Below are 21,085 nucleotides of genomic sequence, written 5' to 3'. Positions count from 1 at the left end.
CACACATCCGCGCGCGCAGTCCCAACCGATACACCGATATGCCGAATACCACCGCCACGGCCAGCCTTGGCGATCCTCAAAACCTGCTCAGCGCTGGTGCGCGACATGCCAGGGAACTCAGCCTCCTCGCCCGCTATCACTCCGTGATGCTGTTCGGAGGCGGCATCGTGCTGTCCGTCCTGATCGTGGTCGCGGCGTGCCTGGTGCTTTATCACTCCGCGCATGCCGCCATCTCCAGGCTGCACACGGAACTCGTCGCGCACCAGTCCCAGGTGGCGCTGGACCTAGAAGGCAAGCAGACGGCCATGCGGCGCGGCGTCATCCATGCGGAGCTGCTCTGGCAGGCGCGCCCCGCGCCCACGCCCGAAACCGAGGCGGCTTTCCGCGCTGGCGGCGGCCACGCGCGGCTGCAGGTCGGCGCGGGCCTGCCATCCATTCTGGCGGCCGGCAGCGTCACGGCCGCCTCACCCCCGGCCAGCTACGCCCGCTACCTGGGCATGACGGAACTGCAGGCGTTCACCGCGACGGCCAGCGAGCGCGAAAGAAAGCTGCCGCTGACGGCTTACGGCTACAGTCCGGACCTGAGTTTCCTGGCCCTGATGCCCGCGCCCTCCACGCCCTATGCGCAGTTGCTCGAGCACCTGGGCGCAGCGGACACCGCCGGTCTCATCGGCCAACTGTCCTATGACCTCGGCATGCTGTCCGATCCCGCCGTGGCCAAACAATGGGAGACCAGCCGGCGCATCCTCTGGCAGCCGCCCGCAATCAATCCGCTGACGGGCCAAAACGTGATCAAGCTGGTCGAACCCGCGTTCGACGGGCCCCAGCCGTTCATGATCTTCGTCAGCGACTACCCCGTCAGCGCCCTGGCAGCCCGCCTGGATGACATCCCCGCGGGCACCGCCGTGGCGCTGGTCGACGGCAATGGCGGCATCCTGCTCGAGTCCGACCGCGCGCAATCCGCCGCAGGCCTGGATACGCCCAGCCGGATCGCGCTGGCGTCGCATCCGTGGAAGCAAGCGGCGCAAGAACCCCTGACGCGCTATCAGGACGGCGTGTTCAGCGTCGGCGCGCGGTTGCTCGATACCGGTTGGACCCTGGTGTATGCCTATTCCTGGCGCACCGTCGCCGCCGCGCTTCTGCCCAGCCTCACGCTATACCTGACCGTAACCGTGCTGCTGCTCGGGACGCTCTGGGCGCTCTTGCTGTGGTTCAGCCGCAAGGCGCTGGCCCCCGTGTACCGCCGTTCGCAGCATGTGTTTGAAAGCGAGCACATGAACCGCTCCATCATCGCATCGGCGCAGTTCGGCGTGGGACTGGTGTCCTGCGCAAGCGGCGAGGCGCTGCTGCAAAACGCGATGATGCAGCGTTACGCTGCCCGCGCCGCGCCAGGCGTGTCGCTGCATGCCTTGCTGCGCGACTGCCACGCCCGCGGCGACCGCGAGGCCTGGCTGCAGCGCGACCGCGAACTTACCCTGACGCTGGACGATGGCCGCGAATGCGAACTGCTGGTCAACATCGTCAAGACCCGCTATCACGGCGATGACGTGCTGCTGTGCAGCTTCTCGGACGCCACGGCCCGCAAGGACATCGAAAAGAAGCGCGAGGACGCGCGCATCGCCGCGATCGATGCCGCGCGGGCAAAGTCCGTCTTCCTGGCCAGCATGAGCCACGAGATCCGCACTCCCCTGAGCCTGGTCCTGGGCCACCTGGAACTGCTGGACCGGGATCCGGCCGCCGCCGGCCAGGGCGGGCGTCTGCGCACCGTCCGCAACGCTTCGCGCGCACTGGTCGATCTCATCAACGACATTCTGGACGTGTCGCGCATGGAGTCGGGGCAGATGACGGTCGAGCGCATACCGTTCGACCTGCCGCAGCTTGTCGCCCAGGTCGTCGCGATGTTCAAGCCCGCCGCGCTCGCCAAGGGAGTGCAACTGTCCGCCACTGTCGGCAGCGAGGTGGCCCAGATCTATGCCGGCGACCCGACGCGGATACGCCAGGTTCTGGTCAATCTGGTCGGCAATGCCCTCAAGTTCACCGACGCGGGCGCAGTGGAAATCACGGTCGAGCCTGCGCGCGACCCTGCGCTGGCGGATTCCATGCTCATGCGCGTGCGCGACACAGGCATCGGGATGACGCCCGAACAGGCGGATCGCGTGTTCACGCTGTACGCGCAGACCGACAGCTCGATAAACCGCCGCTACGGCGGCTCCGGACTGGGCCTGCCGATCAGCAAGAAGCTGGTGGAAATGATGGACGGCACGATCGCCGTCGCCTGCCCCGACGACGGGGGCGCCACATTCACGGTGACGCTGCCCTTGCATCCCTGCGCGCAAACGCTGAACGCTGCGCCGTCCGCGGACGACCCCGCAACGCCTGCGCCCGACGCCCTGCCTCAGGACATCCGCGTGCTAGTGGTCGACGACCATCCGGCCAACCGCGAACTGATCCTGGACCAGCTGGCCGCCCTGGGCGTCGCGGCAGACGCGGCGGAAGGAGCGGCGGCGGCGATGCGCTGCGTGAAGATGCGCCGCTACGACATGGTGCTGACGGACATCTCCATGCCCGAGATCAACGGTTATGCGCTGGCGCAGTTCCTGCGCGAACGCGGCCCCAGGCTGCCGGTCGTCGCGGTCACGGCGCACGTGGAGCCGGACGAACTGCACAACAGTCAGGCGAACTTCGACGCGGTGCTGCTCAAGCCCATGTCGCTGCGTACGCTACGGCGCGTCATAAGCGAGCACATTCCGCAGGCGCGGCTGAATGAAGAGCCCGCGGGGCTTGCCGAACCGGCGGCGTTGCCGCCGGATCCCGCCGTCCTGGCGGCGCTGGACTCCAGCCTGGGCTTCTCGCTGGCGGCCATCCGCGACGCGCTGGCGCGAGCGGACTTTCAAGGCGTGCGCGAACAATGCCATTCGATCCGCGGCGCGTTCGCCATGATAGGAAAGACCGCCGTGGCCGACCTCTGCATGCAGATGGGGCAGTATGCGGCAGCCCAGGACCGCGGCAAGCTCCATGAGCGCCTGGTAAGTCTGGAGACCGCCGCGCGCGCCGCCTTGCGCTGAATCCTGGGTGTTGCCAATTGTCCTTCGCAGCGCGGCCACGTATAACGTCGTCTTGGCCGCCTGCCCGGGACGACAGACCCGGCCGGCGTCGCGTCAACCCGCAACCAGGTGTCACCCCGCATGAAGGCATACTTCCACGACGACCAGAAACTGCACCATCCGCAGACCTATTTCTCGCGCGGCAAGATGCGCACGCCCCAGGAAGTGCCATCGCGCCTGGACGCGTTGGCCGAGGCCGCGCGCAAGCTGGGCTTTGACGTGCAGGCGCCGCCCGACCAGGGCGCGGGCGCGATCTCGGCGGTCCACACGCTGGACTACCTGCGTTTCCTGCAAGGGGCGCACTCCGCCTGGAAGCAATTGCCCGACGATTGGGGCGACGAGGTCGTCTCCAACGTCTTCGTGCGCCAACCCAACGCCTTGCGCGGCGTGCTGGCCCAGGCCGCGCGTTACCTGGCCGACGGCAGCTGCCCGGTCGGCCAGCACACCTGGCACTCTGCCTACTGGTCGGCGCAATGCGCCATCGCCGGCGCCGATGCGCTGTTGGCGGGCGAGCGCCACGCCTACGCCATCTGCCGTCCGCCCGGACATCACGCGCGGCGCGACGCGGCCGGCGGCTTCTGCTACCTGAACAACGCCGCGATCGCCGCGCAGCGCCTGACCTCGCGCTTTCCGCGCGTGGCGATCCTGGACACCGACATGCACCACGGCCAGGGGATCCAGGAGATCTTCTACGAACGCAACGACGTCCTGTACGTGTCCATCCACGGCGATCCCGAGAACTTCTATCCCGTCGTCGCGGGCTACGAGGACGAGCGCGGCGCCGGCCCGGGCTACGGCTACAACATCAACCTGCCCATGCCCCATGGCTCGCCGGAATCGGTGTTCTTCGACAAGCTGGGAGAGGCGCGCCGCGCCATCGAACTGTTCCAACCCGACGCCCTGGTGCTGTCGCTGGGCTTCGACATCTTCGAGAAGGACCCGCAGGCCATGGTCGCCGTCAGCGAAAACGGCTTCGAACGCCTGGGCCGGGAAGTCGGCGGCCTGGCGCTGCCCACCCTGATCGTGCAAGAGGGCGGCTATTACATCGAAGGCCTGGAATCGAACGCCTCGCGCTTCTTCGGCGGACTGGCTTCGGGCTGACCGCGCGCGCCGCCGGCGTCCCGCCGCGGACGCCGGCCGCAAGTCCGCTGCCGTGGCGCAAAAGCCGCGCTAGTGGTTTTCCCTAGAAATGGAAAAGCCCGGTTCACAAGCCGGGGCGCCTCCGGTACATTTCGTCCAGTGGCCTGACCACTGGGCCACCAGATATCCAGGCACCCTCGGTGATCGCCCGGGGGGCATGCAAGACAAAGCCCGGGCAGACCCATTACCCTCTACATCCCGACCATTCATCTAGACGCAACAATGACCTCTCTCCAGGCCGTCGCCTCCACCCGCCTCTACCGCATGATTGCCGACCAGATCGCCGCGCGCATCAAGGCGGGCGACTTCCCCGCGGGCGGGCGGCTGCCGGCAGAGCGCGAACTGGCTGAACAGTTGCAGGTCAGCCGCGCCTCGGTGCGCGAGGCGCTGATCGCGCTGGAAATCGAAGGCTATGTGGAAGTGCGCGTAGGCACGGGCGTGTTCGTGAACCCGGCGCGCGAAGACGGCCAGTACCTGTCGCCGCAGCAGGCGCCGGTTGCCGCCAACGGCGTCGAAGCCACCGACATCGGCCCCTTCGACCTGCTGGAAACCCGTTTGCTGCTGGAACCCGAGTGCGCGGCCCTGGCGGCGCAGAAGGCATCGCCCGCCCAGATCGCGGCGATCCGCGCCGCGCACGAAGGCATGTCCCTGACCGAATCGCCCAGCGTGCACGACCGCGCCTTCCACAGCGCGATCGGCGCGGCCTGCGGCAACGCCGCCCTGGCGGCGGCAATTTCCCATATCTGGCACCTCAGCACGCTGAGTCCCGTATTCAACCGTCTTGAAGAGCACTTCGTGACCACCAAGGTGTGGAGCGAAGCCCAGCAGGAACACGAACGCATCCTCGCGGCCATTTCCGACCGCGATCCCATCCGCGCGCGCCACGCCATGCACGACCACCTGGTCGGCATCCTGGCCCGCCTGCGGGAAGACTTCGGCAGCGCTGGGATCCGATGATTTGATGAACGCCTGAACCTCGGCCTGAACGCCAGGCCGCTCCCCTTACCGACGGAACAAGCACCGCCGGCGCAGAACGCGCCGCCTGCGGCAAGGGGAGCGGCTTGCCCGCCGATACGCAAACAGCAGTTCCGCAGTACCCGTAAGTCCCATACCTAAAACACATCAAGGTGAAAACATGCAGCTGACCCGTACCGTGAAGCTTTTGAGCGCGGCGCTATTGGCGCTTGGCGCCCATGCCGCCCAGGCCAACAAGGCTGACAACTCCCTCAACATCGCGTTCGACGCGGCGCCCGCCACGCTGGACGCCTACAAGGAATCGGACCGTCCCGGCCTGGCGCTGGCGCGCATGGTGTTCTCGGGACTGCTGCAGAAGAACCAGGACACGGGCGAATTCGGCCCGGCCATCGCCACCGGCTACAAGTTCGTGGACGACACCACGATCGAACTGCCCATCCGCAAGGACGTGAAGTTCCATGACGGCTCGTTGCTCACCATCGACGACGTGCTGTACACCCTGAACCTGGTGTCATCCGAAGGGTACAAGGCGCGCTTCCAGAACCAGGTGGCCTGGATCGCCAAGGCCGAAAAGGCTTCCGACGATACCGTCCGCATCAAGATGAAGACGCCGTACCCGCTGGCGCTGGAAATGCTTTCGGAAAACCTGCCGATCTATCCGCGCAAGTACTACGAGGCCAACCAGTCCGACATGGGCGCCAAGCCCATCGGCACCGGCCCCTACCGCCTGGTGGAAAGCCAGCCCGGCAGCCGCTACGTGTACGAGCGCTTCGAGGACTACTTCGGCCCCAAGCCCGCCGTGCAGAAGCTCGTGGTGCGCGTGCTGCCGGACGCCAATACCCAATACGCCGAGATGTTGTCCGGCGGCCTGGACTGGATCTGGCGCGTACCGCCGGACGTGGCCAAGCGCATGGAAAAGCAGCCGGCCGTCACAGTCAAGAGCAGCAGCATCATGCGCATCAGCTACATCTCGCTGAACCCGCGCGCTGACGACGGCAAGTCGCCGCTGGCCAAGCAGGAAGTGCGCCAGGCCATCAACTACGCCATCGACCGCGAAGCCATCCGCAAGGCCCTGGTAGGCGGCGCCTCCAAGGTGATCAACGCGGCCTGCAACCCGGCGCAGTTCGGCTGCGCCGCTGACGTGCAGTCCTACAAGTTCGACCCCGCCCGCGCCAAGCAGCTGCTGGCCCAGGCCGGCTACCCCAACGGCGTGACGCTGGACCTGGTGATCTCTGCCCCGCCGCGCGCCATCCTGGACGCCGCCGCCGCGCAGATGGCGCAGGCCGGCATCAAGCTGAACCTGGTCGAACAGCAGTACGGCACCGCCATGACCAACTGGCGCGAAGGCAAGATCGCCATGCTGTCGTCCAACTGGGGCTCCTACGGCATCGCCGACGCGGCGCTGTCGACCAGCAACTTCTTCCGCGGCGGTCCGGACGACCAGGCGCGCAACCCGGAAGTCATCAAGTACCTGGAAACCGCCGACACCTCCGTGGACCGCGAGCTGCGCGCCAAGAACTACGCCGCCGCCCAGAAGATCGTGGCCGAACAGGCCTACTGGGTGCCGCTGTGGAACCACTCGCTCAACGCCGTGCAGTCCAAGGACCTGAACTTCTCGGTCGACGGCGACGAGTTCCCGCGTTTCTACAAGGCCCGCTGGAACTGACCGGCGCCGCCGGCGCGGCCCCGTTCCCACGCCCGGCCGGGCGGGAGCGGCGGCCTCTCCGGCGCATTCCGTCATAGGTAGCCCCATGATTGCATTCCTGTTCCGCCGCCTGATTGTGTCCGCGCTGCTGGTGGTGTTCGTCTCGCTGATCAGCTTCTCGCTGGTGTTCGCTTCCGGCAACCCGGCGGCGCGCCTGGCCGGTGAAGGCAGCGCCGCCGACGCGGCCCGCCTGGCGCAGCTGCACGGCTTCAACGACCCCATCCTGGTGCAGTACGGCCGCTGGCTGGCCGGCGTCGCCCGCGGCGACTTCGGCGACAGCCTGTACTTCAGCCGCCCGGTGGCCGAACTGCTGACCCAGCATTTCCCCGCCACCGCCAAGCTGGGCCTGGCCGCCATGCTGTTCGCGCTGCTGCTGGCGATACCGCTGGGCGTGATCGCCGGACTGCGCCGCGGCTCGCTGATCGACCGCGCCACCATGCTGCTGTCGGCCTGCGCCCAAGCCATGCCGCCGTTCTGCCTGGCCTTCCTGCTCATCATCCTTTTCAGCGTGCGCAACCAATGGCTGCCGGCCTCGGGTTTCGACAGCTGGAAGCACTACGTGATGCCGGTGACCGCGCTGGGCCTGTTCGCCATGCCGGCAATGCTGCGCCTGATGAAGTCCGAAATGGAAACCGTGCTGGCCACCGACTACATCCGGACTGCGCGGGCCATGGGCCTGGGCGGCCCGAGCGTGGTGCTCAAGTACGCGCTGCGCAACGCCTTGCGGCCGCTGGTGTCGCTGGCCGCGGCCCAGATGGGCACGCTGCTGGCCGGTTCCGTCGTCATCGAGACCGTGTTCGCCATCAACGGCGCGGGCCTCCTGGCCTGGACCTCGATCCTGCGCGGCGACTTTCCCACGATGCAGGCGCTGATCCTGATCTTCGCCCTGATCTACATCGTCCTGACCCTGGTCGCCGACCTGATCAACGGTTGGCTCGACCCCCGCGTGCGAGTTTCCTCATGAGCAGCGTCATCGCCTCCTCCTTTCCCGTCCGCTCGCGCGGCGCACGCGCGGCCCGCCTGGGCCGCAACCTGGGCCTGGCCGTGCTGGCGCTGCTGGTGCTGGCCGGACTGCTGGGCCCCTACCTCGTCCCGCACGACCCGTACACGCAGGACCTGCTGGCGCGGCTGCAAGAGCCCGTCTGGGGCGAAGACGGCAGCTGGAACCACATCCTCGGCACCGACCAGCTGGGCCGCGACGTGCTGGCGCGCGCGCTGTACGGCGTGCGCGTGTCGGCGCTGATCGGCCTGTCGGTCGCGCTGATGGGCGGGCTGATCGGCACCACGCTGGGCGTGGCCGCCGGCTACTTCGGCGGCGCGGTGGATCGCGCCGTGTCCTTCCTGATCACCGCGCGCCTGGCGCTGCCCATCATCCTGGTGGCGCTGGCGGTGGTGTCGGTGGTGGGCGCCTCGCTCACCGTGGTGGTGCTGGTGCTGGGCCTGTTGCTGTGGGAACGCTATGCGCTGGTGGCCCGCACCATGGCGGCCGGCCTGCGCAACGCCGAGTTCGTCACGGCCTCGCGCCTGCAGGGCTGCACCCATCTGCAGATCATCTGGCGCGACATCCTGCCCAACCTGGTGGGCAACCTGCTCATCATCGGCACCGTGGACGCCGCCATGGCGATCACGCTGGAAGCGTCGCTGTCGTTCCTGGGCCTGGGCGTGCCGGCGCCGATGCCGTCGCTGGGCCTGATGATCGCCGAAGGCAAGGAAAACATGCTGTTCCAGCCCTCGCTGGTGGTGATCCCCAGCGTGGTGCTGTTCGTGCTGGTGCTGTGCGTGAACCGCGCGGGCGAATCGCTGCGCGCCGTGCAAATGAAGAAGGGCTGACCCCATGACCGATACCAGCCATCCCCTGCTGCGGGTCCAGGATCTGCACATCGACATCCAGACGCCCACCCACGTCAAGCACGTGGTGCGCGCGGTGGACTTCAGCCTGGAGCGCGGCAAGACACTGTGCATCGTGGGCGAATCGGGTTGCGGCAAATCGTTGACCGCGCTGGCGCTGCTGGACCTGCTGCCGGCGGCCGCGCGCCGCCGCGTAGCGAAGCTGGAATTCGCCGGCCAGGACTTGGCGGCGCTCACGCCCGCCGAACTGGCGCAGCTGCGCGGCGCGCGCATCGCCATGATCTTCCAGGATCCGATGACCTCGCTGAACCCGGTGTTCCCCATCGGCACCCAGCTGGTCGACGTGCTGCGCCGGCACAAGCGTGTCAGCCGGCGCGCGGCTGAAGAACGCGCGGAGTACCTGCTGCGCCGCGTCGGCATCGCCAATCCCCGCGACCGCATGCGGCAGTATCCCTTTGAACTTTCGGGCGGACTGCGCCAGCGCGTCATGATCGCAATGGCGCTCATGTGCGGTCCCGAGCTGCTGATCGCCGACGAACCCACCACCGCGCTGGACGTCACCGTGCAGGCCGAGCTGCTGGACCTGCTGCGCGACATCCAGGCCGAGTTCGGTCTGGGCATGGTGTTCATCTCCCATGACATGGGCCTGGTGGCGCGCATCGCCGACCATGTCATCGTCATGTACGCGGGCGACATCGTCGAAGGCGGCAGCGTGCGCGAAGTGCTGGAGCAACCCAGCCATCCCTATACCGCGATGCTGCTGAACTGCATCCCCCAGCCCGGGCGCACCGCGCCGCGCGCCGACCTGCCCACCATCGCCGGCGCCGTCCCCTCGCTGGACACCGCCATCCGCGGCTGCGCCTTCCGCGAGCGCTGCCCGGCGGCCGAAGCCCGCTGTGCCCAGCCCTTCCCCGCGCGCGTGCAGGGCGGACACCGCTGCCTGTGCATCAAACCCGGCGCCTTGCGCCTAGGAGCCACGGCATGAGCAGCCCGACCGCCACTTCCGCCAGCATCAGCCTGAACGCGCTGTGCTTCCAGTATGGCCGCGCCGGCCTGTTCTCGCGCCGGCCCGCGCCGCGCATCCTGCATGACATCGACTTGCACGTGCCCGCCGGCCAGACCATCGGCCTGGTGGGCGAATCCGGCAGCGGCAAGTCCACCATCGCCAAGCTGATGCTGGGCCTGTTGGCGCCGACCCAGGGCCAGGCGCTGCTGGACGGCAAGCCGCTGGCCGCGATGCCGGCCCGCGACCGCGCCCGCCGCATCCAGATGGTGTTTCAGGATCCGTATTCCTCGCTCAACCCGCGCCGCACCATCAGCGAGATCCTGACCGCGCCGCTGCGCACGCATGGCATCGGCAATGCGGCCTCCCAGGCCGCGTCGGTGCGCCGCATGATGGACGCCGTGGGCCTGGTGCCGGCCTTCGCCGCGCGCTATCCGCGCGAGCTGTCCGGCGGCCAGCGTCAGCGCGTGGCCATCGCGCGCGCCTTGATGCTGGAGCCGCAGTTGCTGATCTGCGACGAACCCACTTCGGCGCTGGACGTATCGGTGCAGGCGCAGATCCTGAACCTTTTGATGGAACTGCAGCGCGAACGCGGCCTGGGCTATCTGTTCATCAGCCACAACCTGGCCGTGGTGCAGCACATTGCCGACGAGATCGTGGTGCTGCAAGGCGGCCGCGTGGTCGAACGCGGTCCTGCCAGCCAGGTTTACTTCGAGCCGGTCCACCCGTACACGCGGCAGCTCATCGGCGCCACCCTGGCGGTACCGCAGGCGCAGGAGCTCGCGGCATGACCACACCCGCCACCCGCCACCTGCTGCTGGTCGGCAACGACCAGAAAGTCACCTGGGACGACGGCCAGATCCGTTTCCTGGCCCCGGGCAATGACAGCCTGTGCGTCTACGACGCCGGCGCGAATCCCGCCGCGCCGGAATTGGTCGCCACCTTGTCCCTGCCCAACTCCCTGTTCGGCCCGCCAGTCAACCTGGCCGTCACGCCCGACCAGCGCCTGGGCCTGATCGCGGATTCGATGGATTGGCCCGCGCGCGCCGACGGCGCCGGCTGGCAGCCCAAGCCGGGCCGCGGCCTGTACGTGATCGACCTGCAAGCCAGCCCGCCCGCCATTGTGCAGCGGCTGGAGGTCGGGTTGCAGCCCTCCGGCCTGTCCATCAACCGCGCCGGCACGCTGGCGCTGGTGGCCAACAAGGCCGGCCGCTCGGTGTCGGTGCTGCGCATCGCGGGCAAGCGCGCCGAGGTCTGCGGCGAAGTGGACGTAGGCACCCCTGTGGTGGCCGTTTCATTTTCCGCGGACGGCCGCCGCGCCTTCGTGGTCAAGACCGACACCCATCGCCTGGGCGTGCTGCGCATCGACGAGAGCGGCGCGGCCCCCATCGTGACCCACGATCCGGCCGAGGACCTGACCACCGGCCTGGTGCCGTTCAACCTGGTGGTGTCGCCCGACGGCGCGCTGGCGCTGGTGGTGGACATGGGCAGCCCGACCGCGTCGGACGGCCACGCGGATTCGGTCAGCGTGGTGGACCTGCGCGCCGATCCGCCGCGCGTGATCGACCGCGTCATGGTCGAGGACGGCCCCGAAGGCATCGCCATCAGTCCCGACGGCCGCCATGCCGCGGTCGCCATCGTGCAAGGTTCCAACAACCCGTCCAGCGTCTGGTTCCACCACCCGCGCGGACAGATCGTATTGCTGCGCATCGACGGACAGTCCGTGACCCGCGCCGGCGCCATCGAAGTCGGCGCGCTGCCCGAGGGCCTGGCCTTCAGCCCCGACAGCCGCTACCTCTATGTCGGCAATTTCCTCGATGCCGAAATGCAGGTTCTGGCCGTGGGCGACCACGGCCTGAGCGACACCGGCACCCGCATCGCCCTGCCCGGACGGCCCGCTTCGATGCGCGCCCAATCCTACTGACCCTACCCATCCCCACTGCTCCCGGAGTTCCGCCATGACCACCGCTCCTCAAAAGAAACCGGCCCTGCTGGCCGCCGCCCTGCTCGCCCTCGCCGGCCTCGCGCCGTTGTCGGCCCACGCCCTGGATATCAAGCTCGGCCACGTGCTGGCGCCCAGCCACAGCTGGAACAAGGCCGCCGAAGGCTTTGCCGCCGAGGTCAAGGAAAAGACCGCCGGCCGCGTCAATTTCGTGCTGTTCCCCAGCGGCCAGCTGGGCAATGAAAAGACCATGCTCGAAGGCCTGCAGATCGGCAGCCAGGGCGCGGCCATCATCGGCTCGGGCTCGCTGCAGCCCATCGAACCCAAGTTCGGCGTGGTCGAGCTGCCCTATACCTGGTCGACCTCGCAACAGGCCTACAAGGCCTTCGACGGCGAACTGGGCGAGGCGTTGGCCAAGCTGGCCGACAAGAAGAACCTGACCATCATCTCGTGGTGGGAAAACGGCTTTCGCCACGTCACCAACAACCGCGGCGCGGTGGCCAAGCCCGCCGACCTGGCCGGCCTGAAGACCCGCGTCACGCCCGACAAGATGCGCCTGGACACCTTTACCGCGCTGGGCGCCAACCCCGCGCCGCTGGCCTTCGGCGAACTGTATTCGGCCCTGCAGCAGAAGGTGTTCGACGCCCAGGAGAACCCGCTGTCCATCATCTACACCTCGTCCTTCTTCGAGGTGCAGAAGTACCTGTCGCTGACCGGCCACGTCTGGGGTCCGGCCAACCTGATCATCTCCAAGCCGGTGTGGAACCGCCTCTCGGCCGAGGACAAGAAGATCGTGCAGGCCGCCGCCGACAAGTGGCGCGACGCCCAGCGCCAGATGATCACCGACGGCGACCAGCAATACATCGCCCAGCTGAAGGACAAGGGCATGCAGGTCAACGAGGTCGACAAGGCCGCCTTCGCCGCCGCGGTGGAGCCGGTGTGGAAGACCTACTCGGTCACCTACGGCCCCGAGCTGATGGCGCTGGTGCAGAAGTACCGCGAGGCCAAGTAATGCTCAACCGACTGTCCGCGATCCTGTCGGGCATCAGCAAGGCCTTCGCCGCCCTGGCGGTGGCCTTGCTGGCGATCCTGATCTCCTACGTGGTGTTCGCCCGCTTCGTCACCCACACCACGCCGCACTGGGCCGAGGAACTGCCGCGGCTGGTGCTGGTGTGGTCGGCCTTCATCGGCGGCGTCGTCTGCAGCCATGAGCGTTCGCACCTGATGGCCGGGCTGCTGCCGTTCGTGGTGCGCAATCCCCGGATCCTCAACGCCTTTGAACGCATCAACCAGGCGCTCATCATCGTCGGCCTGGCGGCGCTGGGTTATGCCGGCTGGCAGCTGGCCGAGCTGACCATGGACCAGACCCTGCCCGCGCTGGACGTGTCCGCCGGCACCGTCTACCTGGCGCTGCCTTTCGCCTGCGCCATCACCATCGTGGTGCACCTGGCGCAGCTGTTCTCTTCCGCTCCCGCCGCTGCAAAGGATTAACAAGATGTCTACGGGTGCTCTCTTCCTGATGGGCGTGTTCACGATCACGGTGCTGATCGACATGCCCATCGCTTTCGGCCTGGTGCTGTCCTGCCTGGCCTATCTGGCGGTCTTCGACTCCGCGCCCATGATGGTGGCGGCGCAACAGTATGTGGTGGGGCTGGACAGCTTCACGCTGCTGGCGATTCCGCTGTTCATCCTGGCCGCGCAGCTGATGAACGGCGCCGGCCTGACCCAGCGCATCGTGCGCCTGTGCGCCGCCATCGTCGGCGACATCAAGGGTGGCCTGGCGGTGGTGGCCGTGCTGGCCTGCCTGATGTTCGGCGCGCTATCCGGTTCCGGCGTGGCCGACGTGGTCGCCATCGGCAGCCTGCTGCTGCCCGCCATGGCCCGCAGCGGCTACGACAAGGGCTTTTCCTGCGCCCTGGTCGGCAGCGCCGGCGCCACTTCCACCATCATCCCGCCCAGCATCGTGCTGATCGTCTACGGCACCATCACCGACACCTCGGTGGGCAAGCTGTTCGTGGCCGGGATCATTCCGGGCATCCTGCTGGGGCTGTCGCTGATCGGCGTGGCCGTCTGGCAGTCGCGCAAGCACAACTGGGCCGGCGGCCAGCCATTCAGCTGGCCGGAACTGCGCGCCGCCGCCATCGACGCGCTGCCTGCCCTGATGGTGCCGGTGCTGATCATCGGCGGCATCCGCTTCGGGATCTTCACCGCTACCGAGGCCGCCTCCAGCGCCATCATCTACGCCTTGCTGATCGGCTTCTTCTGGTATCGCACGCTGAGCCTGAAGTCGCTGTGGGACAACCTGAAGTCCACCGGCGAAAGCAGCGCGTCCATCCTGCTCATCATCGGCGCGTCGGGCCTGTTCGCCTGGGTGCTGGTGGCCGAGCAGGTGCCGCAGGCGCTGTCCACGCTGCTGGTCGAATGGACCGACAGCAAGACCGCCGTGCTGCTGGTGCTGACCGTGGTGCTGCTGCTCCTGGGCACCTTCATGGAAGCGATCCCGGTCATCATCATCGTGGCCCCGGTCGTGATGCCGGTGCTGGCGCACTACAACATCGATCCGGTGCACTTCGGCATCCTGCTGTCGATCAACATGGCCATTGGCGCCAACACGCCGCCCGTCGGGGTCGACCTGATGGCCGCGTGCAAGATCGGCGGCATCAACATGATGCAGACCCTGCGTCCTCTGTCCTGGATGATGCTGGCCATGACCGCGGTCATGCTGCTGCTGACTTTCGTACCTGAACTGGTGCTGTTCCTGCCGAGGCACGTGCAATGACCCCTATTACCCCCTCCCGCCGTCCCCCCTTCCTGCGCCGCAGCTGGATGTTCGTGCCCGGATTCGACCCCAACGCCCAGGCCGACGGCCTGGCCAGCGGCGCCGATGCGCTGGTCGCGGACCTGGAAGAGTTCACCGCCCCGGCGGACCGGCCAGCCGCGCGCCCCATCATCGCCGAACTGTTCGGCCGCTGCCGCGCCCTGGGCGTGGTGGCCGCGGTGCGCATCAACAAGCTCGAAGACGACGGCCTGGCGGACCTGCGCGGCGTGATGCCGGGCGCGCCGGACGCGGTGTTCCTGCCCCACGCCGAAAGCGCGGCGCAGATCGCCGCGCTGGACCAGGCGATCACCGCGCTGGAAGCCGAACTGGGCCTGCCCGCGGGCAGCACCGAGATCGTGCCCACGCTGGAGTCCGCGCTGGGCGTGCACCGCGCCTATGACATCCTGACCGCCAGCCCGCGCGTGTCCGCCTGCCTGCTGGCCGCCGAGGACCTGACCGCCAGCCTGGGCGCCGAACGCGGCAAGGACGGCATCGAACTGCATCACCTGCGCGCCCGCTTCCTGCTGGATTGCACGGCGGCCGGCTGCCTGCCCATCGACTGCCCCTTCAACTACCGCGACATGCCGGCGCTGGAAGCCGATGTGCGCTGGGCCCGCCGCATGGGCCTGAAGTCCAAGTGCGCCACCGTGGCCGACCAGGTCAAGCTGATCCACGCGGTGTTCACGCCCGCCCCGGACGAAGTCATGGCGGCCCATGATTGCGTCGCCCGCTATGAAGCCCAGCGCGCCGGCCGCCACGACGCCGAGCGCATCGATCCGCCTGTCTACAACACCGCGCGCCGCCTGTTGGCGCGCCATCACCAATTCGAACGATGGGCCGCCGAGCGCCGCGCGCAGGCCGTCCCGCAACAAGGAGACTCCGCATGACGTCAGCAGCAATTCCCGAACGCAATGGCGGTCAGATCCTGATGCAGCAGCTGCGCATCCATGGCGCGCGCCGCGTGTTCATGATCCCCGGCGAAAGCTATCTGCCCTGCATCGACGCGCTGAACGACCACACCGATGCCATCGAGGCCATCGTCTGCCGCCAGGAAAGCGGCGCGGCCTACATGGCCGAAGCCTATGGCAAGCTGACCGGCGAACCCGGCATCTGCTTCGTCACGCGGGGCCCGGGCGCCACCAACGCCAGCATCGGCGTGCATACCGCCTTCCAGGACTCCACCCCGATGATCCTGTTCGTGGGCCAGGTGGGCAACGACTTCATGGAGCGCGAAGCCTTCCAGGAAATCGACTACCGCCGCATGTTCGGCCAGATGGCCAAATGGGTGGCCCAGATCGACCGCACCGACCGCATCCCCGAGTACATCTCGCGCGCCTTCGCAATTGCCACCAGCGGCCGTCCCGGCCCCGTGGTGCTGGCGCTGCCCGAGGACACGCTGTGGGGCCGCGCCCGCGTGGCCGACCTGCCGCGCTACCCGCGCGTGCACAGCCACCCCGGCGCCGCCGACCTGGCCCGCATGACCCAATTGCTGGACGCTGCCGAACGTCCCTTCCTGCTGCTGGGTGGCAATGGCTGGCACCAGACCGCCATCGACCAGATCGCCGGCTTCGCTGAACGCTTCGAGCTGCCGGTAGGCACGGCCTGGCGCCGCCTGGAGTGCTTCGACCAGCGCCACCCCAACGCCGCCGGCCACGTCGGCTGGGCCATGACGCCCGAGCTGCGCCAGCGCCTGCACGACGCCGACCTGGTGCTGGCCGTGGGCACGCGCATGGGCGAGGCCACGACCGAAGGCTATACCGTCATCGAAAGCCCGCTGCCGCGCCAGCAACTGATCCACGTGTATCCGGACGCCGCCGAACTGGGCCGCGTGTTCTCGCCCACCCAGGCCATCGTGGCGGACGTGGCCAGCTTCGCCGCCAGCGTGGCGGGCCTGGTCCCCGGCCACAAGACGGCGCGCGGCGAGGCGGTGCGCGCCGCGCACCAGGAACTGGTTGACAGCCTCAAGCCGCTGCCTTCGCCCGGGCCGATGAGCCTGGACCAGGCCGCCGCCTACGTCGACGCGCACGTGCCGGCCGACGCCTGCATCACCGTGGGCGCGGGCAACTATGCGCTGTATCCCCACCGCTACCGCCGCTATGCCGGCCCCGGCACCAGCCTCACGCCCACCGTGGGCTCCATGGGCTACGGCCTGCCGGCGGCGATCTCGGCGAAGCTGGAAGACCGCAAGCGCACGGTGGTCTGCTATGCCGGCGACGGCTGCTTCCAGATGAACATGCAGGAACTGGGCGTGGCGCTGCAATACCGCCTGGGCGTGGTGGTGCTGGTGTTCAACAATGGCATCTGGGGCACCATCCGCGCGCACCAGGAACGCGAGTTCCCGGCGCGCACCATCGCCCTGTCCTTCGAGAACCCGGACTTCACGCAGATCATCCGCGGCTACGGCGGCTACGGCGAAGCCGTGGAAGACACCGCCAGCTTCGGTCCCGCATTCGAGCGCGCGCTGGCCTTTGCCGAACGCGAAAACATGCCGGCCCTTCTGGAAATCCGCTACGACGCCAATGGCATTTCGCCGGGCGAAACCCTGATGGGCATCCGCGAAGCCGCACTGGCCCGCAATGCCGCCGCCAGCCACTGACACAGAGGAACTCCAACATGACGACGATATCGATCAACGGACAGCGGCTGTGGCAGTCGCTGATGGACCTGGCGCAGATCGGCGCCACGGCCAAGGGCGGCAACTGCCGCCTGGCGCTGACCGCGCTGGATGGCCAGGGCCGCGACCTGGTCACCGGCTGGATGCGCGATGCCGGCATGACGCTGCGCGTGGACCAGGTGGGCAACATCTTCGCCCGCCGCGCCGGCCGCAACAATGACCTGCCGCCGGTCATGACCGGCAGCCATATCGACACCCAGCCCACCGGCGGCAAGTTCGACGGCTGCTATGGCGTGCTGGCGGGCCTGGAGGTCATGCGCAGCCTGAACGACCACGGCGTGGTCACGGAGGCGCCGCTGGAAGTCGCCATCTGGACCAACGAGGAAGGCTCGCGCTTCGTGCCCGTGATGATGGGTTCGGGCGTATTCGCCGGCAAATTCCCGCTGGAAGTGGCGCTGACCGCGACCGACCGCGACGGCAAGTCGGTGGCCGACGAGCTGGCGGCCATCGGCTATGCCGGCACGGACCCCGTGGGCGGCCGCCCGGTGGGCGCCTATTTCGAGGCCCACATCGAACAAGGCCCGATCCTGGAGCATGAAGAAAAAGTGGTTGGCGTGGTGACCGGGTCGCTCGGCCTGCGCTGGTACGACGTGACAGTGACCGGCATGGAAATGCATGCCGGCCCCACCCCCATGCCGATCCGGCGCGACGCGCTGTACGCCTCCAGCTTCCTGCTGCAGGCGGTGGTCGACATTGCCAACGATAACCAGCCGCATGGCCGCGGCACCGTGGGTGAAATCCACGCGCACCCCGGTTCGCGCAACGTCATCCCGGGCCAGGTGCGTTTCACGGTGGACCTGCGCCACGAGGACGAGGCCACGCTCACCCGCATGGACCAGCGCTGGCACGAAATCTGCGCCGAAATCGCCCAGCGCCACAACGTGGAAGTGGACGTGAAGCACGTGCAGTACTTCCCGCCCACCCCGTTCGACCCGGACCTGGTCGGCAAGGTGCGCGACGGCGCCGCGCGCCGCGGCCTGGCCGCCATGGACATCGTCACCGGCGCGGGCCACGACGCGGTCTACATGGCCGCCGTCACCCCAACCGCCATGATCTTCGTGCCGTGCAAGGACGGCGTCAGCCACAACGAGATCGAGGACGCCAAGCCCGCTGACCTGGAAGCCGGGTGCAACGTGCTGCTCGACGCCATGGTGGCGCGCGCCAACGCCCAGGAGGTCCGCTCATGACCCAGGACGCCGCCTACTGGCGCGCCCGCGCCGCCGCGCTCGCCTTCAATGGCCAGGCCTACATCGACGGCGCCTATTGCGACGCGGCCGATGGCGCCACCTTCCCCGCCACCAGCCCGATAGACGGGCGCAAGCTGGCCGACGTGGCGTCTTGCGGCGCGGCCGACGTGGACCGCGCCGTGCAGGCCGCCCGCCGCGCCTTCGAAGCCGGCGTCTGGAGCGCCTTGGCGCCGCGCCAGCGCAAGCAGCATCTGCTGCGCCTGGCCGCGCTGATCGACGAGCACCGCGAGGAACTCGCGCTGCTGGAAACGCTGGACATGGGCAAGCCCATCCGCGACGCGCTGGCCTTCGACGTACCCGAGACGGCGCGCTGCTACGCCTGGTACGCCGAGGCGATCGACAAGATCTACGACGAGATCGCCCCCACCGGCCCGGACGCGCTGGCCACCATCACGCGCGAAGCGCTGGGCGTGGTCGCGGCGGTGGTGCCGTGGAACTACCCGCTGATGATGGCCGCCTGGAAAGTCGCGCCAGCCTTGGCCGCCGGCAACAGCGTCATCCTCAAACCGGCCGAACAAGCCTCGCTGTCGGCCATCCGGCTGGCGGCGCTGGCCGGGGAAGCAGGCATCCCCGCCGGCGTCTTCAGCGTGGTGCCCGGCCTGGGCGCGCAGGCCGGCCAGGCGCTGGGCCTGCATCCCGATGTGGACTGCATCGCCTTCACCGGGTCGACCGCCACCGGCAAGCGCTTCATGGAGTATTCGGGACAATCGAACCTGAAGCGCGTGTGGCTGGAGTGCGGCGGCAAGTCGCCGCACATCGTGTTCGAGGACTGCCCCGACCTGGACCGCGCCGCTCAGGCTGCGGCCCTGGCCATCTTCTCCAACCAGGGCGAAGTCTGCATCGCGGGCTCGCGCCTGTATGTGCAGGACGGCATCTACGACGCCTTCATGTCCAAGGTCGCGGACTACGCCGCCGCCCTGCAACCGGGCGATCCGCTGGATCCCGCCACCGCCATGGGCGCCATGGTCGACGAACGCCAGATGCGCGGCGTGCTGGCCCGCATCGAAGCGGGCTCGGCCGAAGGCGCGCAGTTGCGCATGGGTGGGCGCCAGGCCCTGGGCGCCACCGGGGGCTACTACATCGAACCGACGATTTTCGATTGCGCCAGCCAGGACAGCAGCCTGGTGCGCGAGGAGATCTTCGGCCCGGTGCTGGCCGCGCAGCGCTTCGCCACCGAGGACGACGCGGTGCGGCTGGCCAACGACTCGATCTACGGCCTGGGCGCTGGGCTCTGGACTGCCAACCTGTCGCGCGCGCACCGTCTCTCGCGCCGCCTGCGCGCGGGCCTGGTGTGGGTCAACTGCTACGCCGACGGCGACATCACCGTGCCTTTCGGCGGGGTCAAACAGTCGGGCTTCGGCCGCGACAAGTCGCTGCACGCGCTGGACAAGTACAGCGACCTGAAGACGACCTGGATCAGCCTGACGGCTTGATCCCCTGGGCGGACGCCCGCGCGGCGTCCGCCATCCTTGCCATTTCGCGTTATCTGCTTGGCCGCCAGCGCCATTGAAGGCGGTGGGCCCTTGTGCGACCTTGAACGGCGACGGGCTGCCCACCGCGGTTCCGTTGCGGGCAGGCGCAGGCGCTCTCCCGCCATCAGAACAATGACTGGAGACTACGATGCGCAATGCGACAAGGCGAGCCGCGCTGGCCGCCATGCTGGCCGCCACAGCCTGGGCCGCAGCCGGGCCGGCTTGGGCGCAAGCCCCCTATCCCTCCAAGCCCGTCACGATCCTGGTCGGATTCCCGCCCGGCACGGCCACCGACACCGTCGCCCGCATGGTCGGCGACCGCTTGGCGCAGCGTCTGGGCCAGCAGTTCATCGTCGAGAACAAGCCTGGCGCGGGCGGCTCCATCGCCGCCGGCCTGGGCGCGCGCGCCAAGCCCGACGGCTATACGCTCATGATCGGCGCGTCCGCGCCGCAAGCCATCAACCCGCATGTCTATCCCAACCTGAACTACGACGCGCGCAAGGATTTCGCGCCCATCGGCCTGCTGACCTGGCTGCCCTACCTGTTCGTCGTCAGCCCCGACAATCCGGCCAACAACCTGCAGGACTTCCTCGCTGCCGTGAAGGCCAAACCGAACCAGTACACCTACGCCACCACCGGCGTCGGCACCACCAGCCATCTGGTGACCTCGGTGCTGCTGGCCAAGGCCGGCGCCAGCATGATCCACGTGCCCTACAAAGGCAGCAGCCAGGCGCAGACCGATATCGTGGGCGGGCGGACCTACGCCACCTTCGACACCATGGTGTCCTCGCTGGCCCTGGTTAAAGCGGGACGCCTGAAGGCGATCGCCGTCAGCACCCCTGAGCGGGTCGCGAGCCTGCCGGAGGTGCCCACCGTCGCCGAACAGGGCTACCCCGGTTTCGACATGGGCGCCTGGCTGGGCCTGATCGCGCCCGCCGGCATCCCGCCCGAGATCCAGCAGAAGCTGGCCGTCGAGGTCAACGCCGTGCTGGCAGACCCCGCCGTGCGCGACAAGCTGGCGGACCTGGGCGCCCAGGTCCGCACCACCGCCACGCCCGCCGAGTTCGGCGCGCTGATGAAATCCGAATACGAATCGTGGGGCAAGGTGGTCCGCGATTTCAACGTCAAGGCCAGCGACTGAACCGGAGACCCGAACC

At 68.4% G+C, this 21,085-nt stretch carries 17 protein-coding genes; all 17 read left to right on the top strand.

Features of this window, described 5'->3' with window-relative positions; genetic code table 11:
* The first annotated feature begins 38 nt into the window (after window positions 1-38).
* A complete protein-coding gene (locus tag AC1RHV_RS02825) occupies window positions 39-3,065 on the top strand; it encodes a sensor histidine kinase (RefSeq protein ID WP_492299680.1) in 3,027 nt (1,008 codons plus the stop codon).
* A 120-nt stretch (window positions 3,066-3,185) separates the two neighbouring features.
* On the top strand, window positions 3,186-4,205 hold the full coding sequence (locus AC1RHV_RS02820) for a histone deacetylase family protein (RefSeq protein WP_175213353.1): 1,020 nt from the start codon (window positions 3,186-3,188) through the stop codon (window positions 4,203-4,205).
* Window positions 4,206-4,466: 261 nt separating this feature from the next.
* Entirely contained in the window at window positions 4,467-5,201 is a 735-nt protein-coding gene (locus tag AC1RHV_RS02815) for a FadR/GntR family transcriptional regulator (protein ID WP_054454472.1), read from the top strand.
* Window positions 5,202-5,379: 178 nt separating this feature from the next.
* Window positions 5,380-6,885 (top strand): ABC transporter substrate-binding protein, encoded by a 1,506-nt coding sequence (locus tag AC1RHV_RS02810; protein WP_054454475.1) that lies wholly within the window; start codon window positions 5,380-5,382, stop codon window positions 6,883-6,885.
* 85 nt (window positions 6,886-6,970) lie between these two features.
* Complete coding sequence (locus AC1RHV_RS02805; RefSeq protein WP_175213352.1) at window positions 6,971-7,888, top strand: ABC transporter permease; 918 nt, start codon at window positions 6,971-6,973, stop codon at window positions 7,886-7,888.
* Window positions 7,885-8,754 carry an ABC transporter permease gene (locus tag AC1RHV_RS02800; RefSeq protein ID WP_054454479.1) on the top strand — a complete coding sequence of 290 codons (870 nt, stop codon included), beginning with the start codon at window positions 7,885-7,887 and terminating at the stop codon, window positions 8,752-8,754. The genes AC1RHV_RS02805 and AC1RHV_RS02800 overlap by 4 nt, the downstream gene beginning before the upstream one ends.
* Window positions 8,755-8,758: 4 nt before the next feature.
* A complete protein-coding gene (locus AC1RHV_RS02795; protein ID WP_175180920.1) occupies window positions 8,759-9,757 on the top strand; it encodes an ABC transporter ATP-binding protein in 999 nt (332 codons plus the stop codon).
* Window positions 9,754-10,566: an ATP-binding cassette domain-containing protein gene (locus tag AC1RHV_RS02790; protein ID WP_492299679.1), complete on the top strand. Its 813-nt coding sequence runs from the start codon at window positions 9,754-9,756 to the stop codon at window positions 10,564-10,566. The genes AC1RHV_RS02795 and AC1RHV_RS02790 overlap by 4 nt, the downstream gene beginning before the upstream one ends.
* Window positions 10,563-11,699: a YncE family protein gene (locus tag AC1RHV_RS02785; protein WP_313389756.1), complete on the top strand. Its 1,137-nt coding sequence runs from the start codon at window positions 10,563-10,565 to the stop codon at window positions 11,697-11,699. The genes AC1RHV_RS02790 and AC1RHV_RS02785 overlap by 4 nt, the downstream gene beginning before the upstream one ends.
* A 34-nt stretch (window positions 11,700-11,733) precedes the next feature.
* A complete protein-coding gene (locus AC1RHV_RS02780) occupies window positions 11,734-12,729 on the top strand; it encodes a TRAP transporter substrate-binding protein (protein WP_054454487.1) in 996 nt (331 codons plus the stop codon).
* Entirely contained in the window at window positions 12,729-13,208 is a 480-nt protein-coding gene (locus AC1RHV_RS02775; protein ID WP_054454489.1) for a TRAP transporter small permease, read from the top strand. Before AC1RHV_RS02780 ends, AC1RHV_RS02775 begins: the two co-directional genes overlap by 1 nt.
* A 4-nt stretch (window positions 13,209-13,212) precedes the next feature.
* A complete protein-coding gene (locus AC1RHV_RS02770) occupies window positions 13,213-14,496 on the top strand; it encodes a TRAP transporter large permease (RefSeq protein ID WP_054454491.1) in 1,284 nt (427 codons plus the stop codon).
* Entirely contained in the window at window positions 14,493-15,422 is a 930-nt protein-coding gene (locus tag AC1RHV_RS02765) for an HpcH/HpaI aldolase/citrate lyase family protein (RefSeq protein WP_054454493.1), read from the top strand. The genes AC1RHV_RS02770 and AC1RHV_RS02765 overlap by 4 nt, the downstream gene beginning before the upstream one ends.
* Complete coding sequence (locus AC1RHV_RS02760; RefSeq protein ID WP_175162802.1) at window positions 15,419-17,131, top strand: thiamine pyrophosphate-binding protein; 1,713 nt, start codon at window positions 15,419-15,421, stop codon at window positions 17,129-17,131. Before AC1RHV_RS02765 ends, AC1RHV_RS02760 begins: the two co-directional genes overlap by 4 nt.
* 17 nt (window positions 17,132-17,148) lie before the next feature.
* Window positions 17,149-18,396 carry a Zn-dependent hydrolase gene (locus tag AC1RHV_RS02755; RefSeq protein WP_119451501.1) on the top strand — a complete coding sequence of 416 codons (1,248 nt, stop codon included), beginning with the start codon at window positions 17,149-17,151 and terminating at the stop codon, window positions 18,394-18,396.
* A complete protein-coding gene (locus AC1RHV_RS02750) occupies window positions 18,393-19,889 on the top strand; it encodes an aldehyde dehydrogenase (RefSeq protein ID WP_175180917.1) in 1,497 nt (498 codons plus the stop codon). The genes AC1RHV_RS02755 and AC1RHV_RS02750 overlap by 4 nt, the downstream gene beginning before the upstream one ends.
* Window positions 19,890-20,076: 187 nt before the next feature.
* A complete protein-coding gene (locus AC1RHV_RS02745; RefSeq protein WP_119451503.1) occupies window positions 20,077-21,069 on the top strand; it encodes a Bug family tripartite tricarboxylate transporter substrate binding protein in 993 nt (330 codons plus the stop codon).
* The last annotated feature ends 16 nt before the right edge of the window (window positions 21,070-21,085 follow it).

The sequence above is a fragment of the Achromobacter sp. GW823-FHT04E03 genome (genome assembly GCF_058796095.1).
This window is presented reverse-complemented; position numbering and strand designations above follow the sequence as displayed.

Bases quoted from the DNA above. Each gene is read 5' to 3' on its own strand.
- AC1RHV_RS02800 (WP_054454479.1), top strand. From the start codon at position 7,885: ATGAGCAGCGTCATCGCCTCCTCCTTTCCCGTCCGCTCGCGCGGCGCA.
- AC1RHV_RS02825 (WP_492299680.1), top strand. From the start codon at position 39: ATGCCGAATACCACCGCCACGGCCAGCCTTGGCGATCCTCAAAACCTG.
- AC1RHV_RS02775 (WP_054454489.1), top strand. From the start codon at position 12,729: ATGCTCAACCGACTGTCCGCGATCCTGTCGGGCATCAGCAAGGCCTTC.
- AC1RHV_RS02785 (WP_313389756.1), top strand. From the start codon at position 10,563: ATGACCACACCCGCCACCCGCCACCTGCTGCTGGTCGGCAACGACCAG.
- AC1RHV_RS02765 (WP_054454493.1), top strand. From the start codon at position 14,493: ATGACCCCTATTACCCCCTCCCGCCGTCCCCCCTTCCTGCGCCGCAGC.
- AC1RHV_RS02780 (WP_054454487.1), top strand. From the start codon at position 11,734: ATGACCACCGCTCCTCAAAAGAAACCGGCCCTGCTGGCCGCCGCCCTG.
- AC1RHV_RS02750 (WP_175180917.1), top strand. From the start codon at position 18,393: ATGACCCAGGACGCCGCCTACTGGCGCGCCCGCGCCGCCGCGCTCGCC.
- AC1RHV_RS02790 (WP_492299679.1), top strand. From the start codon at position 9,754: ATGAGCAGCCCGACCGCCACTTCCGCCAGCATCAGCCTGAACGCGCTG.
- AC1RHV_RS02795 (WP_175180920.1), top strand. From the start codon at position 8,759: ATGACCGATACCAGCCATCCCCTGCTGCGGGTCCAGGATCTGCACATC.
- AC1RHV_RS02820 (WP_175213353.1), top strand. From the start codon at position 3,186: ATGAAGGCATACTTCCACGACGACCAGAAACTGCACCATCCGCAGACC.
- AC1RHV_RS02770 (WP_054454491.1), top strand. From the start codon at position 13,213: ATGTCTACGGGTGCTCTCTTCCTGATGGGCGTGTTCACGATCACGGTG.
- AC1RHV_RS02815 (WP_054454472.1), top strand. From the start codon at position 4,467: ATGACCTCTCTCCAGGCCGTCGCCTCCACCCGCCTCTACCGCATGATT.
- AC1RHV_RS02745 (WP_119451503.1), top strand. From the start codon at position 20,077: ATGCGCAATGCGACAAGGCGAGCCGCGCTGGCCGCCATGCTGGCCGCC.
- AC1RHV_RS02755 (WP_119451501.1), top strand. From the start codon at position 17,149: ATGACGACGATATCGATCAACGGACAGCGGCTGTGGCAGTCGCTGATG.
- AC1RHV_RS02805 (WP_175213352.1), top strand. From the start codon at position 6,971: ATGATTGCATTCCTGTTCCGCCGCCTGATTGTGTCCGCGCTGCTGGTG.
- AC1RHV_RS02760 (WP_175162802.1), top strand. From the start codon at position 15,419: ATGACGTCAGCAGCAATTCCCGAACGCAATGGCGGTCAGATCCTGATG.
- AC1RHV_RS02810 (WP_054454475.1), top strand. From the start codon at position 5,380: ATGCAGCTGACCCGTACCGTGAAGCTTTTGAGCGCGGCGCTATTGGCG.